General features: G+C 66.3%; 15 protein-coding genes. 8 read left to right on the forward strand and 7 right to left on the reverse strand.

Annotated elements, in window-relative coordinates; translation table 11 throughout:
- Positions 1–25 precede the first annotated feature (25 nt).
- From ACH49N_RS36190 to ACH49N_RS36200, 3 genes are read right to left on the reverse strand one after another with little or no spacing between them, the layout of a single operon-like run.
- The gene (locus tag ACH49N_RS36190; RefSeq protein ID WP_358277717.1) at positions 26–862 is read right to left on the reverse strand and encodes a mycofactocin-coupled SDR family oxidoreductase; all 837 of its coding nucleotides are present in this window, start codon (positions 860–862) and stop codon (positions 26–28) included.
- A gap of 23 nt (positions 863–885) precedes the next feature.
- Entirely contained in the window at positions 886–1,629 is a 744-nt protein-coding gene (locus ACH49N_RS36195; protein WP_358277719.1) for an SDR family oxidoreductase, read from the reverse strand.
- Positions 1,630–1,651: 22 nt separating this feature from the next.
- Positions 1,652–2,590 (reverse strand): 3-oxoacyl-ACP reductase, encoded by a 939-nt coding sequence (locus ACH49N_RS36200; protein WP_358277720.1) that lies wholly within the window; start codon positions 2,588–2,590, stop codon positions 1,652–1,654.
- A 199-nt stretch (positions 2,591–2,789) separates the two neighbouring features.
- Here ACH49N_RS36200 and ACH49N_RS36205 point away from each other — a divergent pair, with 199 nt between their 5' ends.
- The gene (locus ACH49N_RS36205) at positions 2,790–4,262 is read left to right on the forward strand and encodes an MFS transporter (RefSeq protein ID WP_358277722.1); all 1,473 of its coding nucleotides are present in this window, start codon (positions 2,790–2,792) and stop codon (positions 4,260–4,262) included.
- A gap of 55 nt (positions 4,263–4,317) precedes the next feature.
- Here ACH49N_RS36205 and ACH49N_RS36210 read toward each other — a convergent pair whose 3' ends face one another.
- Both ACH49N_RS36210 and ACH49N_RS36215 read right to left on the reverse strand, forming a co-directional pair.
- Positions 4,318–4,803: a nuclear transport factor 2 family protein gene (locus ACH49N_RS36210; RefSeq protein WP_317745705.1), complete on the reverse strand. Its 486-nt coding sequence runs from the start codon at positions 4,801–4,803 to the stop codon at positions 4,318–4,320.
- Positions 4,800–5,699, reverse strand: coding sequence for a TIGR03619 family F420-dependent LLM class oxidoreductase (locus tag ACH49N_RS36215; RefSeq protein WP_358277724.1), 900 nt, complete (start codon positions 5,697–5,699; stop codon positions 4,800–4,802). Before ACH49N_RS36215 ends, ACH49N_RS36210 begins: the two co-directional genes overlap by 4 nt.
- Positions 5,700–6,666: 967 nt before the next feature.
- Here ACH49N_RS36215 and ACH49N_RS36220 point away from each other — a divergent pair.
- A complete protein-coding gene (locus ACH49N_RS36220; protein WP_358277726.1) occupies positions 6,667–7,659 on the forward strand; it encodes a hypothetical protein in 993 nt (330 codons plus the stop codon).
- 104 nt (positions 7,660–7,763) lie between these two features.
- On the opposite strand, the gene ACH49N_RS36225 is transcribed toward ACH49N_RS36220, so the two are convergent.
- A complete protein-coding gene (locus ACH49N_RS36225; RefSeq protein ID WP_358277728.1) occupies positions 7,764–7,955 on the reverse strand; it encodes a hypothetical protein in 192 nt (63 codons plus the stop codon).
- Between the two features lie 281 nt (positions 7,956–8,236).
- Between ACH49N_RS36225 and ACH49N_RS36230 the strand changes: the two genes are divergently transcribed.
- Both ACH49N_RS36230 and ACH49N_RS36235 read left to right on the forward strand, forming a co-directional pair.
- On the forward strand, positions 8,237–9,478 hold the full coding sequence (locus ACH49N_RS36230; RefSeq protein WP_358277730.1) for a hypothetical protein: 1,242 nt from the start codon (positions 8,237–8,239) through the stop codon (positions 9,476–9,478).
- A gap of 313 nt (positions 9,479–9,791) precedes the next feature.
- A complete protein-coding gene (locus ACH49N_RS36235; protein WP_213575183.1) occupies positions 9,792–10,685 on the forward strand; it encodes an IclR family transcriptional regulator in 894 nt (297 codons plus the stop codon).
- Positions 10,686–10,718: 33 nt separating this feature from the next.
- Here ACH49N_RS36235 and ACH49N_RS36240 read toward each other — a convergent pair whose 3' ends face one another.
- Positions 10,719–11,255 (reverse strand): flavin reductase family protein, encoded by a 537-nt coding sequence (locus ACH49N_RS36240; protein WP_159918527.1) that lies wholly within the window; start codon positions 11,253–11,255, stop codon positions 10,719–10,721.
- 196 nt (positions 11,256–11,451) lie between these two features.
- Between ACH49N_RS36240 and ACH49N_RS36245 the strand changes: the two genes are divergently transcribed.
- The 4 genes from ACH49N_RS36245 to ACH49N_RS36260 are packed head-to-tail and all read left to right on the forward strand — an operon-like array spanning position 11,452 to position 15,726.
- A complete protein-coding gene (locus ACH49N_RS36245; RefSeq protein WP_358277732.1) occupies positions 11,452–12,327 on the forward strand; it encodes an alpha/beta fold hydrolase in 876 nt (291 codons plus the stop codon).
- Positions 12,324–14,027 carry an FAD-binding protein gene (locus ACH49N_RS36250; protein WP_358277734.1) on the forward strand — a complete coding sequence of 568 codons (1,704 nt, stop codon included), beginning with the start codon at positions 12,324–12,326 and terminating at the stop codon, positions 14,025–14,027. The genes ACH49N_RS36245 and ACH49N_RS36250 overlap by 4 nt, the downstream gene beginning before the upstream one ends.
- Positions 14,027–14,812 carry a 2-keto-4-pentenoate hydratase gene (locus tag ACH49N_RS36255; RefSeq protein WP_358277736.1) on the forward strand — a complete coding sequence of 262 codons (786 nt, stop codon included), beginning with the start codon at positions 14,027–14,029 and terminating at the stop codon, positions 14,810–14,812. The genes ACH49N_RS36250 and ACH49N_RS36255 overlap by 1 nt, the downstream gene beginning before the upstream one ends.
- An 8-nt stretch (positions 14,813–14,820) precedes the next feature.
- Positions 14,821–15,726 (forward strand): acetaldehyde dehydrogenase (acetylating), encoded by a 906-nt coding sequence (locus ACH49N_RS36260; RefSeq protein WP_358277759.1) that lies wholly within the window; start codon positions 14,821–14,823, stop codon positions 15,724–15,726.
- Positions 15,727–15,747: the final 21 nt, after the last annotated feature.

Genomic DNA, 15,747 nt, shown 5'->3' on the forward strand with positions numbered 1-15,747 from the left:
GTGCGTGCTGTCGCGCCGTCGGCGGTCAACCCGTGACGCGCGCTGCGTTCCCGGCGTCGACGGGCAGGACGATGCCGCTGATGTGTTCGCTGCCCTCCGCGGTGAGGAACAGGACGACGCGGGTGATCTCGGCGGGGTCGAGCCACGCCACGGGCTGGGCGTGCAGGCTGCGGAAGACCGGTGCGACGTCGTCGGATCCGGGATTGTCGAGGTCGGGCCGCATCATCCGGTACAGGGAATCGTTGTGGATCATGGGAGTCGAAATATTGCCGGGGGCAACCGCATTGACGGTGATCCCGTGCGGTGCGAGGTCGAGCGCCGTACTCTTGGTAAGTCCGATGACGCCCCATTTGGATGCGGCGTAGGCGGCCATGTTGGCATTTCCGGCCCGCCCCAGCATGGAGGAGACGGTGACGATGCGCCCGTATCCGCGGCGGATCATCCCCGGGGCCACCGCTCCGACGGTGTTGAAGACGCCGGTCAGGTTGGAACCGATGGCCTCGGACCACTGCTCCTGGGTGAGGGACTGGACGGGTGCGGCCACGGACACGCCGGCATTCGCCACGGCAATGTCGATTCGTCCCAGTTCGGATTCGGCTCGTGCGACGAGCGCGTCCATGGCGCTTCGGTCGGCGGTATCCAGTATCGCTGTGATGCAGCGACGTCCGGTCGACCGCACCAGTTCCGCGGTCTCGTCGAGATCGGCCTCGGTCGCGAGGGGGTAGCCGACCACCGGGCTGTTCGCGCACCGATCGCACAGGACGATGTCGGCGCCGCGTTCGGCAAACGCCACCGCGTGGCTACGGCCCTGGCCGCGGGCTCCACCGGTGATCAGGGCGACTCGGCCGTCGAATCGATCCATCGTTCTCTCCTTGTCCGGACGTACTACCGCAGCTTGATGCTGCCGCCGTCCGCCATCAATGTCTGGCCGGTCATGTACCGCGAATCGTCGGTAGCGAGGAACACCGCCACGGGCGCGATGTCCGTCTCGGGATCACCGATGCGCTGCAGGGGAACCTTCGCCACGGAGGCCGCCGCGCGTTCTGGAAACGCGGCCTGCCACGCGAGGACTCCTTCGGTGGCCGCGAACGGGCAGATGACGTTCACCCGGATCCCGTCGGCCGCCCATTCGTTGGCGGCCACGCGGCTCACGCCCCGGATCGCTTCCTTCGCCGCGGCGTACGACGTCTGGGTGGGCATGCCGTCCAAACCGGACCCGGACGCAAAGTTGATCACCGAACCTTTCGCCGACTTCAGTTGCGGGTAGCACGCTTGCATCAGGTGCACAACGGGATAGAACCCGGTCTGGAAGGAAAGGTCGAACATCTCTTGGGTGTGGTCCACCAGCAGTGCCTGGCGCGACGCGTGCGCGTTGTTGACCAGTACGTCCACGGACCCGAACGCCTCGACTGCGGCGTCACGGATCTGGTCGGCGGACTCGCGTCGGGAGATGTCGACGTTCAGGAAGCGGGTGGCCGCGCCGAGTTCTTTCTCGAGAGCCGTGCCGCGTTCGTCGTCGATGTCCACGAAGAGAACATTTGCGCCCTCATGGGCGAAGACCCGGGTGATGGCTCGTCCGATCCCGCCCGCGCCGCCCGTCACGATTGCTGTCTTGCCCTGCAGTCTCATGGTGTTCCTCTGTGCGTTCGGGTCAGACGGCTGCGGTCGCGGCGGTGGCCAGCGCCGCTTTCTCGAGTTCCGCGACGCTGAACGCGGCGTAGTTCTCGTACGGTCCGCGGCCTGCGAAATAGGGAGTCAGAAGCCCTTCGATTTCCTCGGGTGAGAAGGCGGATCCCGCTGCATCGAACCGGTTCTCGACCTTTGGTGCCGCCATCAAGGCGACCATCTTGCCGTAGACGACGAAGACCTGCCCGTTGATCTCGTCCGAGGCGGGGGAGGCCAGGTAGTGGACGAGTGTGGCGACGCGTTCGGGTGAGAGGGGATCGGGCCCGGCGTCCGCGGCGGTGTTCGCCCCGAAGGCGTCGGCCGTCATCGCAGTCCGGGCGCGCGGGCAGATGGCGTTGGCGCGTACTCCATATCGTGAGAGCCCCTGCGCCGTCGACAGGGTGAGAGCGGTGATTCCGGCCTTGGCCGCCGAATAATTGGGTTGGCCGGCCGAACCGAAGAGGAAGGCCTCGGACGACGTGTTGATCACCCGTCCGTACACGGGCCCTCCCGCGGCCTTGCTCGCCTCGCGCCAGTGCACCGAGGCCGCACGAGACGTGGCGGCATGCCCTTTGAGGTGAACGCGAATGACGTCGTCCCAGTCGGATTCGGACAGGTTGAAGATCATCTTGTCGCGAAGGATCCCGGCGTTGTTGACGAGGATGTCCATCGATCCGAAGGTGCCGACTGCTTCTTGGACGAGGCGTTCGCCCAGCGACCAGTCGGAGACGTCGCCCGTGACCGCAGTCGCCTGACCTCCGGCGGCCGTGATTTCCTCCGCCACGGTGTGTGCATTGTCGCCCATGTCGTTGACGACGACGGCGGCCCCAGCCGCGGCGAGGGCGAGGGCTTCGGCGCGGCCGAGTCCCGCACCGGCGCCGGTGACGACGGCAGTGCGTCCAGCCAGGTTCAGCGATTCCGTCATGCGTACTCCTCGAGTAGAAAATTAGATTTCATTCTAGTTCTAACGCATGGGAGCACCGCAAGCCAGTAGTCCAAACGAAATTCTGACAAGAATGATTTCTACTTTCCGCGAGGTCTCGCTGAGTGGGAATTGTGGTCGAGGTCACTGACGCGCATGCCAGGTTGAGCGTGCTGATCCTCTCGAAACACCGGAGCCTCATATGAACCACATTCCCCTGTCCCCAGGCGAGGCGGAGCGCGCACCGCTCTCGCGCGGGAAGTCGTACGCCCTCCTGGCCTTGATCATTCTCCTGGTCGAAGTCATCCCCCTCGCCTACAACTTCGTCACCCCGGCACTGCCTGAGATCTCGAAGCACTTCGGGACTGCGAACGTCGGCTGGGTAATCACGATCGTCACGCTCATGCTCGCCGCGTCCACCCCGCTCGTCGGCAAGCTCGGTGACATCTACGGCAAGAAGCGGATGATGCTCGTGTCGGCCGCGGTGTTCGGTGCCGGGTCGTTGCTGGGCGCTCTGGCCCCGAACTTCGAACTCTTCCTGGTCGGCCGCGGGCTCCAGGGCGCGGGCATGGCCATTCTCGTCCTGGCCTACGGCTTGATCCGCGACATTCTGCCGCCCGCAATCATTCCCGTGGCGGTCGGTTTCATCGCTACGGGCATGGGCGCCAGCACCATCCTCGGACCCATCATCGGCGGCTACCTCATCGATCACTTCGGTTACACCGGCGTGTTCTGGGCGCAGCTGCTCCACGTGGTCGTGGTGGGAATTGCGGTCGCAATCTTCGTTCCCGAGACCACGCTGCGGACGCGCTCCAAGCTGGACGTGCTCGGGGCGCTCATTCTCGGAGCCGGGGCGTTTCTGCTGCTGTTCGGCATCGGCAAGGCGTCCACCTGGGGATACACCTCGCCGCAGACGCTGCTCTTTCTCGGCGGTGGCCTCGCCGTCCTGGCCGGTTGGCTGGTCTACGAGCGCACCCCGAAGGAGCCGCTCATCGATCTGCAGATGCTTCGGCACCCGCCCGTCGCGAAGACGCTGGCCGCCAGCGGTTTCGTCCAGTTCGTCCTGGTCAGCCATTCGATGCTGATCCCGATGTTCGTGATGACCGACCCCGACCTCGGTCTGGGATACGGATTCGGCGCGACCGCACTTGCCGTCGCGATCTACACGGTGCCCACCGGCGTGGTGTCGATGATCGCGGGACCGGTGGGCGGGTACTTCACGCGTCGCATCGGCCCGGCTCCGGTTCTGGTGTTCGGCGGATTCGCGCTCGCCCTCGGATCATTCCTGCTTGCGACGCTGCATGATTCGACGCTTCAGCTGATGTTCGGCCAGTTGGTCATCGGACTCGGGCTGGGCTCCGCGTCGGCGACGCTCCCCAACCTGATCATGCGCACGGTGCCCGCCGAGACCCAGGGTATCGCCGGCGGGATGCTCAACCTGTCCGGTTCGCTGGGCAGCGCGATCGGCAGCCAGGTGATGATCACCATCCTCGCGATCCCCGGAGTGATGCTCGTGGGTCGTGCCTCGCACTTCCCGGAGCAGGGTTTCGTATACGCCTTCTTCACCCTCGCCGTCGCGGGTGTGCTCGCCGGAGTCATGGGACTCCTGCTGACCCGCAACAGGATCGACCGTCCCACCGACGTCGCGGTACCGAAGTCCGAGATGGTGGCCTGACCCCTCCCACCGACCGCGGGGCCCGCACTATGTGCGGGCCCCGCAGTCGTCTGGATCAGCTGAGGACGCCGGCGGCGAGCAGGGCCCGTGCCTCCTCACGGCCGTCGAGGAGCCGATTGGTCCGGCGGGTCACCTTCCACACGCCGTCGATCTTGGCGAGCTCCCAGCGGTTGGCCGTGATCCGGTGTACACGGAATCCGTCTTCGTCGCGAATGATCAACTGCGACTTACAGGTCGCCACCGCGGTGTCCCCATCGACCCGGATGTGTCCGGGCTCGAGCATGTGCGCGCAACCGCCGCCGATCCAGCCCTGGTGTGCCTGCGACTGCACCATCGCAGTAATGGCCGCGTGTCCGCGCAGCACGCCGGTATCCACGTCGTACACACCGTCCTCGGTCCACAGCCGGGCCACCGCCTCGGCCGAGCCGCTGTCGATGGCGGGACCGTAGGCGGTCATCAATTCGAGGATCGCGAGCTTGTCCTCGAGCACGGCGACCCGCCCGAGGAGAGACTGGAGAAGTTGTTTTTCGGAGTCGGTCACGGATGTGTCCTGTCGTCGGAGGAAGTACTTCGGAAAGTGAGGCCGAGCTCGTCGCCGAGCTGCCGGAGGGCGCCCAGTTGCTCGCAGTAATGCCCGGCCCCGGTGGACGCGAGGGTCGCGCTGACGATCGTGGTGCCGGCGTCGCGGCGTCGTTCGAGCGCCCGCCGCACGGTGTCCGGGTTACCGATCGGGTCGAGTGGTGCCCCCGCGCTGAGAATCACCTCGAAGCCGCCGGGTAGTTCGACCTTGCCGAGAAGGGTGCACAGTTCGTCGAGCGAGAGACCGAACGGGACCCAGCCGTCACCGAAGGCGCCCGCGCGCCGCAGTGAGCGGAGCGTGCGCCCGCCCACCCACAGGGGGACCCGTGGTTGCACGGCATGCGGTTCCACGACGACGTCCTCGAAATCGTAGAAGGCGCCGTGATACTCCGGCCGGGAACGGGACAGCGACGCGCGCAAGGCGGCGAGGGCGTCGTCGGCGCGGGGTCCGCGGTCGTCGAAGTGGGCGCCGAGCAGGGCGAACTCCTCACGCAGGCTGCCTACGCCGAGACCGAGAATCAGGCGGCCCCCGCTGACCGCGTCGAGCGTGCCGTAGCGCTTCGCGATCTCGAGCGGGTGGTGATAACCGAGCACCAGGACCTGTGTGGCGAGCCGGATGCCGCTCGTCCGCGCGGCGAGAAAACCGAGGGTGGCGAGCGGGTCCCAGTACGTGGCGCCGCGCTCGGCCGCTACATCGGTAGGCACGGCCACATGCTCGCTGCAGGTGAGATGGTGATAGCCGAGGCCGTCCGCCGTCTCGGCTATCCGGGTCAATTCCTCGATCCCGGCGCCGGCCTCCCACTCCGCTACGACGGCGGGATGCTGTACGACGATGGGCGGCGCGATTCCTATGTGCATCTGTTTCGGTACTCCGCTGTAGGGGATCGGTGGTTGTAGAGGATCGGTGTCCTCACCGTTCTAGCGGAGCCTCCGGCGCGGGGGTCGGGGCATTCCCGGTGACCGGACGCGGTGCCCGGTTGAGTGTGCGCCTACGGCGAGTGACGGGGCGGGCCACTGTCGGGGTTCCGGCGACTCGAGTGCGCATCGGTTACACAGACAAAACGCGCGCGCCATCGGCCCATACCGCTCTGCGCGGCAACGGTTCTCGCTAGATATTGCCGAGGCCGCGGCGGGTGAAGCGGGGCTCAGTTGTGTGCTGCAGAAGCCACTCACCTTCGTGCCCGCGACGGTACCGGTCGGGAACCCTCAGCGCACGGCACCCCCACGTCACGCCGATCGAGTACCGGGGAGGGTCGTGACCCTCTTCTCATCGGCGCAGGCTACCGGGGTGCACCGACACGTTGCAGAGCAAAAACGCGCTGACCTCGCTGTTTCGGAGGTATTGGTAACCCTGCATATTCGAGGCTTGCATATTCCCGCCCGACTGACCGCGTGCGCCCAGGTCGATCCGTCCCGATAGGCGCGTCCGGCGAAGTGTCCGGTCACGGTTCCAGCTCCGCTGCGCGGCCGAGCATCTTCGCGATGCGCCCGATCAGTAAGTAGCCTCCACGCTCACTCGGCGCGTGCTCCCCGCGGTGAGGCGGTCGTCTAATCTGTCCCCAATGAGCTGGTGGACCCTGCAGAGGAGAGACGCAAGGTGAAGAGGCAGGGGCATTCCCGTGTGGAGGCGGGCAGTGCGCGGCTGCCCGAAGAGCGGCAGTTCAAATGCGTCCTCATTGGGGTGTGCGTTGCCGTAGTCCTGTTCACGCTCGCGTTCGTCGTGCTGACTGTGGTCAAGTCCTCACGGAGCCCGCAAGACATCACCTCGAACTGGTTCGTGGCCTGGGGCACTTGGGCGGGTGGGCTGGGTACGGCGGCGGCCTTCTTGATCGCCGCGTTCAGCATCTCGGTTGCCAGCGCGCATGCCCGGTTCGATCGCCGACAGACGGCGGAGATCCGCGAGGACAACGACATGGCGCAGGCCCGGCTGTTGATCATCTACAAGGTTGAGGACGAGAACTCGACCTCGTCGTTGGCCACTTACCGGATCGAGAATCGAAGCAAAGACTTGTTCTTCGATGTCACCGTTCCGTACGTCGATTCACCTGACGGGTCGGACGCAGGCATCGAGCGCAGGACAGCTGAACTGGTCGCTCAGGACAACCGGCTCCACGAGTTCATACCGACCGCTGAGCAGTTGACCCCGTACCGCGACCACACCGACCATGAAGCGTGGTTCACCCTCGTCACCGTCCACACCAGTGACGCGAGCGTCATCAAGTTCGCCGTCGAGTACACCGATGCCCGTGGGCAGCGGTGGCGCCAGGACCTCGGCGGTGAGATCAAGTGCGTCCACACGACCAAGGCCGTCCCTATTCGGCCGCCTGACAGATTTCAGCCTCCTCAGCAGATCAGTCGGTTGTCGGACGTGGAACTCTGGCGCATGGGTGGTGGGTTCATCGATGGTCTTGAGCCGCTGGAATCCGATGAAGAATTCCTGGAAGTCATCGAGGTGTCCAACGTCGCGCGTTGGAAGCGCATCGAGCGTATCGAGGACATCTTGGTGGAGCCCGGTGATGACGATGAGCAAACCAGGGATCTTGAAGTATCAGTGACGTTCAGCCCCACAGCCCCGCCCTTCTGGGCTGCCTACTTCCGCGGCAAGCTGGCCGAGTCTGGATTGCGTTACGTCGGCGGAGGCTACCAATACACTCAGACCGATAGATTCCATTGCCCCCCGCAGGTCGATACGGCGGGACTAGGCGATCTCATCGACGCCGCGATTCAATATGCCAACGATCGCTTCGAGGAGAACGAACTCGCGGCAGCGCGCAGGGCGTTGGAGGCGCGGCGAAATCGCACGAGTTCATCTACCTGATCTACCGCTGCCCCACCGCTGTCAAGTTTAGTTGACATAATCTACATTTTTGGTGATTGGAAAGCTCTGTCTGCCAGTGTGTTTGGATCGCCCAAGGCGAATCGTCAATCGTCCCGGTCGAGCTGCAGTATCAAGCTGAAGTTCGTTGGCATTGGGACTTCCGCGTGGTTGATGCGCAGAGCAGGGGGACCCGCGATTGATGATTCGGGCATCTCTTTGTTCGACGCGGCCCGCAGAGTGAACCCGAGGTCGTCCAATTCGGCCAGGGTGTTGTGCACCGCCGTTCGATCGGCCATCCGCGCAACGAGCGTCGTCGTACTGTGTCCGCCGTCGAAGACGGGGAATGCGACTCGTATCGCTCTGCCGATGTCAATCTCGCTCGTGGGCGACGCTGTCGGTCACGATGCACGATGCTAGCGGCGCGGAATGCACTACTCGCCATTCCTCAACTCAGGGTCGGCGCACCTGGGTGTTCGGTGGCCCAGTTGACCGGTCATGGATCTGCTAGCGGTGACGCGCTGTGCGCATTTTGGGCTGTGGCCAGGCGGCGCCGCTGTCCGCATGCCATCCTCGGGGAATGGCACGAACGTGGTTGTCGGTGACGGTGGAACTGCTCGGCGGGTGCGGCGAGGACCTGTGGCCATGGCCCGGCCGCATCTTCGCGGTCGGACCGTCGCACACCTTCAGCGACCTCGCGAACGCGATCAACGACGCCTTCGCCCGGTGGGACCGCGCGCACCTGTCGATGTTCACCCTTGCCGATGGACGCATAGTCACCGACACGGAGACCGGCGCCGAGATGGTGGAGTCGCTCGGCGGGCCGATCACCGAGGCGGTGGACATCGAGTCGGCCAAAGTCGCCCGGCTGCTGGGGCCCGGGGCGGAGTTCCAGTTCACCTTCGACCTGGGCGATGACTGGACCCACCGCTGCGTGATCGGCAGCGACAAGGTCGACCCCATCGAGGTGCTGGGAATCCGCCCCGAGGCCCCCGTGCCGTACTGGGGCTGGGGCACCATCCCGGACCAGTACGGGCGCCGGTGGGCCGACGACGACGGACAGAGCCGAGCACCGCGCAGACCGAGCCGGCCGCATCCGATGCTGCTGCACGCGTGGCCCGCACAGGACCAGGTGCCCGCACTCGATGTGTCCGAGCTGCGCGCCGCAATCGCGGCAGCAGATGCCGCCCGATTCCTGACCGCGGTGCGCGGCCACGAGATCGACGACGCGCTGCAACAGGTGGCCGCCGGAATACCGATGGCCCTGACGCAGCGACGGAAGCAGACCGAACCGGTGGCGGTGTCGGTCATCAACCGGCTGACCTGGCGCGCCGGCCCGGGTGACGGGGTGCTGGCCGAGGACCTGCTCGCCTGTCTGCGCCGCGAGCCGCTGGCGGGGCGGGTGGTACCGGTCGACCTCGAGATGCTCGGCACCGAACTGGAGGGGGATCCGGGCATGTCGGCGGGCGGCTATCTCGACCTGCACACCGGGCAGGTGTACGACGCCAGCAGCACCGATCCGATGATGGTCGGAGAGGACGCCGCCGTCGACGTGGAGGCCGAACCCGACCGTTGGCTCCGGTTCGACCGGACAGGCTCGCGGGACGGCTGGCGTGACATGGCGGCCTTCACCGCGCGGCAGCACGATGCGACGCTGCGGGCGCGGCTGGAGCGGGCGATCGAGGGCAAGGGCGCGTTCGGCCGGTTCCGCGACCTCGTGAGCCAGGAGAGCCTCGCCGACCAGTGGTACGCCTTCGCCACCGACCGCCAACTGGGGCGTGCCCGCGAGTTCCTCGCCGACCAGGGCATCCGCGTGGGCTGACGGGCGCCCCATGCCGTGCCACCAGTGTCTGTGACCCGTTAGATGGGTCTGTCGCGACGACCTGGCTCACCAGCTGTGCCGCTGACACCGTGCTGACGGTGCCGCGCACCGACCGGAGATCCGCGGGAAACGGGTCTCGAGGCGTCCAACACGCCAGAGGCAGCGTCCGAGTCCGATCGCGGGCCCCTGGGTGAACACCCCGGTCAGCGTTGTCAGTCTGCTTCCCCGCACCGCGGACAGCTGTTAGTATTTTAAGAATTCATTTCAGTTTTAGTCTGGTGCACGCTCGTGACCAGGATATTTGGAGGCGTCGATGACTGTCATCGATTCAGGCAATGCACCGTCGGTACCTGCCGTGAAGAAGGAGGTGCCGCCGTCGATGGTGGAACGGATGACGCTGATCCTCGACGCGTTCGACGGCCGGACCTGCCGCCTGACCCTGGAGGAAGTGGCGTGCCGCACCCGGTTGCCGCGATCGACCGTGCACCGCATCCTCGACCAGCTGGTGCGCCTGGACTGGGTGAATCACGCCAGCTTCGGTTATTGCCTCGGCCGTCGAGCGATGGGGGTGGGCGGCGGCGACAACGGGCACGGCCAGATCCGGGCAGCCGCGGCGCCGCTGCTCCACGACCTGCACATGCAGACCGGAATGGTCGTGCACCTGACTGTGCTGGACGGTGGGGACAGCCTGTACCTCGACAAGGTCGGCGGCCGGATGGCGGCCGCGCTGCCGTCCAAGGTGGGCGGGCGGGTTCCCGCCTACACGACGGCCGGCGGCAAGGCGATGCTGGCGTGGGTGGACCCCGAGGAGGTCGACAGCCTGTACGGGCAGCGTCTCGACAGGAGCACCGACCGCACCATCACCGAACTCACCACCCTTCATCAGGAACTCAACCGGATCCGGCAGCGCCGCGGTCTCGCGTTCGAGCGCGGTGAGGCGGTTCGCGGCGTGGGCTGTGTCGGTGTCGCGGTCCGAAGTGCCGACGGCCCGGTCGCCGGTATCTCGCTGTGCGGAGATGCCCGGACGGTGCAGCTCGAGCGGGTCGCGCCCCTCGTCGTCGATGCCGCCCGGGCCGTCACGCGGGCTCTGCATCCCGAACCCGTGACCCCGCGCCGCGCCCGCCGGACCGCGGAGATACCGGAAACCTCCTGGTCCACCGAGGCGCTGGACCAGCTTCTGTCGGTGCAATCGGGGCAATGGCTGTAGCGCTCGTGCGCGGTTGACGAGTCTCGGGACTCGTCACGCGCGCACGGGCCGGGGGACGGCGCCCAGCCCGAACCCACCCCGGAAGAACACCAACGGGCGCTCGTCGCTGACCGATTCGAGGCCGAGGACCCGCCCGATCACGATGTCGTGGTCGCCGGCGGTGTGCACCGACTGCACGTCCGCGTGCACGCGCATCAGTACGCCGGGGAGCGAGGGCGTCGCCCACGGCGACCTCTCCCAGTCGAGACCGTCGAATTTTTCGCCGCGGCTGGAGCCGAAACGCATGCAGAGATCCGTCTGATTCTCGTGCAGAACATTGACGGTGAAGCGCCCCGACTCCTGGATCCGTGGCCAGGCGCGCCCACGATGATCGGCGCAGAACAGGATCAGCGGAGGGGCCAGCGACACCGAAGCGAACGACTGGCAGGTGAATCCGACCGGACCGTCGGCGTCGAGTCCGGTCACCACCGTGACACCACTCGCGAAATGGCCGAGATTGCGCCGCATTTCGTCGGGGGTGGGTGCGGCGATCTGCGTGCCGAGTTCGGGCCACGTCGGTTCGGTTGGCATCGGACCACCTCCACATCGTCTGTGACACCGACTGATTCGGTGATCGCTTTCGAGGCTAGGGACGCGGTCGGCAGGTCACGAACTGCCGTCTCGATCAGTGGAAGCCCCGGAGCGAGGCGTCGCCGGGACGGTCGACGTCTCGCTGACCGGGATCGCTTCTGTCCGAGCAGTGCACCCGCTGGCAACGTGATCGACCATGACGACTGACTCGAGTTACGAGGGCACCCTGAAGGAGCTGAACACCGACCTCGGCGTGCTTCGCTACCACGAGGCCGGTGACGGCCCGCCGCTCCTGCTGCTGCACGGTTCCGGCCCCGGCGTGACGGGGTGGCGCAACTTCCGCGGCAACCTCGACGTCTTCGCGGAGCACTTCCGGACTTTCATTCTGGAGTTCCCCGGCTTCGGGGTCAGCGACGACTTCGGTGGGCATCCGATGCTCACGGCCACCGACGCGGTCCTCCGATTCCTCGACGGGCTCGGGATCGATGAGGTCGCACTCCTCGGGAACTCGATGGGCGGCATTGTCGCCACTCAATTCGCCATCGCGCACCCCGACCGGGTCACCAAACTGATCACCATCGGCGGGATCGGCAAGAATCTCTTCAGCCCAGGCCCCGGTGAGGGCATCAAACTCCTCATGGAGTTCACCGACGACCCCACACGGGAGCGGCTGATCGAGTGGCTGCATTCGATGGTGTTCGACCCCGCAATGGTCACCGAGGAACTCATCGAGGAACGCTGGAGACAGGCCACCGAACCCGACACCCTCGCCAGCGCCCGCAAGATGTACAGCCGGGCAGCGTTCGAGGCGAACACCCGGGCGGCCCTCGAGTCCGACGCCACGCCCTACTGGGCGCAGCTGCACAAGGTGAAAGCCCCCACACTCCTCACGTGGGGTCGCGACGACCGGGTGAGCCCCGTGGACATGTCGATCATCCCGATGCGGCTGATCCCGAAGGCGGAACTCCACGTCTTCCCGAACTGCGGGCACTGGGCGATGATCGAGCAGAAGACGGCGTTCGAGAGTGCCGTCCTCGCCTTCCTGCTCCGCAAGGAAAGTGGCGACCGATGAGCGCCGGCTCGCAGACCTTCGATACCACCGTCGATTTCCTCGTGGTCGGCAGCGGGGGCGGCGGAATGGCCGCCGCGATCACCGCCGCGCACCGCGGGCTCGACACCCTCGTGATCGACAAGGGCACGACGTTCGGTGGGTCGACCGCGATCTCCGGTGGCGGAATCTGGATCCCGAACGCCCCGACCCTGCGCGAGAAAGGCGTCGTCGACTCCCGCGAGTCGATTCGCCGCTACCTCGACATCATCACCGAGGGCCGGGTGTCGGCAGACCGACTCGACGCGTTCGTCGACAAGGGCCCCGAGCTGATGGAACTGCTCGACCGCAGCCCGCACATGAAGCTCTACTGGGTGAAGGGCTACTCCGACTACCACCCCGAGTACGACGGCGGCCGACCCCTCGGGCGGACCATCGAATGCAAGCCCTTCGACACGAGGGCATTGCAGGACGACGAGCGGTACCAGCGGCCGAACAGCATGAAGGGCCCGCTCGGACTGTGGGTGACGTCCAAGGACTACCACGACCTCGCCATGGTGAAGCGCACCTGGAAGGGACGCAAGGCGTCGCTGGTGGCGGCCTGGCGGGTGGCGTCCAACGTGATTCGTCGTCGTCACATGGCGACCGGCGGACGCGCACTGGTGGCCAGGATGCGCATGGTCCTCAAGGATGCCGGCGTTCCGCTGTGGCTGCAGACGTCGATGACGGAACTGATCGTCGACGACAGCGGTGTTGTCGTGGGAGTGGTTGCGGAGCGCGACGGCAATACCGTCCGGATCGGTGCAAAACGCGGGGTACTCCTCGCAACCGGCGGCTTCGAACACAACGAAGACATGCGTGCCGAATACCTGCCCAAGCACGGTGTCGCGAACATCAGCGCCGGAGCCAAGGAGAACACCGGCGACGGAATCCTCGCGGGCCAGAACCTCGGCGCGGCAGTCGATCTCATGGACGATGCGTGGTGGATGCCGTCGGTGATGCATCCGATGGGCGCCGTGATCCCGCTGGTGTCCGAGCGGTGCATTCCGCCGTCCGTGATCGTGAACGGCCGCGGCGAACGCTTCACCAACGAGTCGTCGCCGTACGTGAACTTCGTACACGATCAGCTCGACGGTGGCCATGTACCCGCCTGGTTCGTGATGGACTCCAAGGCGAAGTCGCGCTACCCGTTCGCGCAGGTTCTGCCGGGCGTGCCGTTCCCCCAGGGCTTTTACGACTCCGGTGTCGTGCACAAAGCCGACACCCTGCGCGACCTCGCGGATCAGATCGGCGTGAAGGCCGACACTCTGGTGGCGACGGTCGACCGGTTCAACGGCTTCGCCCGCACCGGTCGGGACGAGGATTTCGGCCGCGGCGACAGCGCGTACGACCGGTATTACGGCGACCCGACGATGAAGAACCCGTGCCTCGACGAGATCACCCAGGGCCCCTTCTACGCCATCCGCTGCGAGGCCGGCGACCTGGGCACCAAGGGCGGACTCGTCACCGACGCCGACGCGCGGGTACTCCGCGAGGACGGTTCGATCATTGACGGCTTGTACGCCACCGGCAACACCTCGGCCTCGGTGATGGGCAACGAATACGCCGGTGCGGGCGCGACCATCGGTCCCGCCATGGTGTTCGGCTACATCGCCGCGCAACACGCCGCCCAGGCCGGTGACCTGCGGCGAGAGACTCGCTCACACGCGGGCGAGGTGGCCTGATGCTGAGCGAGCGGCAGAGGCTGGATGCGGCCCGGTCCCTGAGTGATGCCGAACGGGACCGGGCACCCATCGAACCGCTCACCGCGACCTACCCGGACATCGACGTGGTCGACGCCTACGAGATCGCGCTGATCAACATCCGCGCGCGGCTCGAGGCTGGGGAGACGGTGTACGGCCACAAGGTCGGGCTGTCCTCCGAGGTCATGCAGAAGATGATGGGTGTCGACGAGCCCGACTACGGACACCTGTTGTCGAGCATGGTGTACGCCGAGGGAACCCCGATCGACACCGCCCGGTTCTGTTATCCGCGCATCGAGGTGGAGATCGGCTACGTGCTGGGCGAGACGCTGCCCGGGGAGTGGTGCACCGAGGCGGACGTTCTCGCGGCCACCGAATACATCGTTCCCAGTATCGAACTCATCGATTCGCGTATCACGGACTGGAAGATCGGGCTGGCCGACACCATCGCCGACAACGCGTCGTCGGCGGGAGTGATCCTCGGCGCCGGACGGGTGGAACCGTCGAGGGTGGACATCGGCGCCATCTCGGCCGTGCTCTTCCAGGGGGACGAGGAGATTGCCCGCGGCGAGGCGTCGGCGGTGCTCGGCAACCCGACGAAGGCCGTGGCCTGGCTGGCACGGAAGGTCGCCAGTTTCGGAGTGCGGCTCGAGGCCGGTCACGTGATCCTGCCCGGCTCGTGCACCCGGGCGATCGATGCCCGTCCCGGTGACGTATTCCGCGCCGACTTCAGTGACATCGGCTCCGTATCAGTAGAATTCAAGTAAGGGCGAAAATTGTGACCAAGGCTCTCGCCGCGATCGTCGGATCCGGCAACATCGGCACCGACCTCCTGTACAAGCTCCTGCGTTCGGACATCATCGAACCGCGTTGGATGATCGGTGTCGATCCGGACAGTGAGGGACTGAAGCGTGCGGCCGATCGGGGCGTGGTCGCCAGCGCCGACGGTGTCGACTGGCTGCTCGCCCAGGACGAGCGCCCCGACATCGTTTTCGAGGCCACGTCCGCCTACGTGCACCGGGTGAACGCCCCGCGCTACCAGGAACTGGGCATCCAGGCGGTCGATCTCACGCCCGCCGCGCTCGGTCCCGCGGTCGTGCCGGCCGTCAACATGGGCGAGCACCGGACTGCGCCCAACGTCAACCTCATCACCTGCGGCGGGCAGGCCACCATCCCGATGGTGTACGCCGTCTCCCGGATTACCGAGGTGGCCTACGCCGAGATCGTCGCCAGCGTGGCGTCCCCGTCCGCCGGACCCGGTACCCGCGCCAACATCGACGAATTCACGATCACCACGAGTCGGGGCATCGAGACGATCGGCGGGGCGAAGAAGGGCAAGGCCATCATCATCCTGAATCCGGCCGAGCCACCGATGTTCATGAAGGACACCGTGTTCTGCGCTATTCCCGCCGACGCCGACCGGGATGCGATCAGCGCGTCGATCCACGATGTCGTGTCGTCCGTGCAGTCCTACGTGCCCGGTTACCGCCTGCGCGCCGAACCACAGTTCGACGACCCGACACCGATCAGTGGTGGGCTCGCCCGGGTCGGCATCTTCCTCGAGGTGGAGGGCGCCGGCGACTTCCTGCCGCCGTACTCGGGCAACCTCGACATCATGACCGCCGCCGCCACCAAGGTGGGCGAGAGCTTCGCGACGCAGATCCTCGGCGCGAGCGTCTGAACGCGTCCGTTACCACTCACT

The organism is Rhodococcus sp. NPDC019647, assembly GCF_044389235.1.
Lineage (GTDB): Bacteria > Actinomycetota > Actinomycetes > Mycobacteriales > Mycobacteriaceae > Rhodococcus_F > Rhodococcus_F oxybenzonivorans.

Bases quoted from the DNA above. Each gene is read 5' to 3' on its own strand.
- ACH49N_RS36190 (WP_358277717.1), bottom strand. From the start codon at position 862: ATGGATCGATTCGACGGCCGAGTCGCCCTGATCACCGGTGGAGCCCGC.
- ACH49N_RS36195 (WP_358277719.1), bottom strand. From the start codon at position 1,629: ATGAGACTGCAGGGCAAGACAGCAATCGTGACGGGCGGCGCGGGCGGG.
- ACH49N_RS36200 (WP_358277720.1), bottom strand. From the start codon at position 2,590: ATGACGGAATCGCTGAACCTGGCTGGACGCACTGCCGTCGTCACCGGC.
- ACH49N_RS36205 (WP_358277722.1), top strand. From the start codon at position 2,790: ATGAACCACATTCCCCTGTCCCCAGGCGAGGCGGAGCGCGCACCGCTC.
- ACH49N_RS36215 (WP_358277724.1), bottom strand. From the start codon at position 5,699: ATGCACATAGGAATCGCGCCGCCCATCGTCGTACAGCATCCCGCCGTC.
- ACH49N_RS36225 (WP_358277728.1), bottom strand. From the start codon at position 7,955: ATGGCCGATCGAACGGCGGTGCACAACACCCTGGCCGAATTGGACGAC.
- ACH49N_RS36230 (WP_358277730.1), top strand. From the start codon at position 8,237: ATGGCACGAACGTGGTTGTCGGTGACGGTGGAACTGCTCGGCGGGTGC.
- ACH49N_RS36235 (WP_213575183.1), top strand. From the start codon at position 9,792: ATGACTGTCATCGATTCAGGCAATGCACCGTCGGTACCTGCCGTGAAG.
- ACH49N_RS36240 (WP_159918527.1), bottom strand. From the start codon at position 11,255: ATGCCAACCGAACCGACGTGGCCCGAACTCGGCACGCAGATCGCCGCA.
- ACH49N_RS36245 (WP_358277732.1), top strand. From the start codon at position 11,452: ATGACGACTGACTCGAGTTACGAGGGCACCCTGAAGGAGCTGAACACC.
- ACH49N_RS36250 (WP_358277734.1), top strand. From the start codon at position 12,324: ATGAGCGCCGGCTCGCAGACCTTCGATACCACCGTCGATTTCCTCGTG.
- ACH49N_RS36255 (WP_358277736.1), top strand. From the start codon at position 14,027: ATGCTGAGCGAGCGGCAGAGGCTGGATGCGGCCCGGTCCCTGAGTGAT.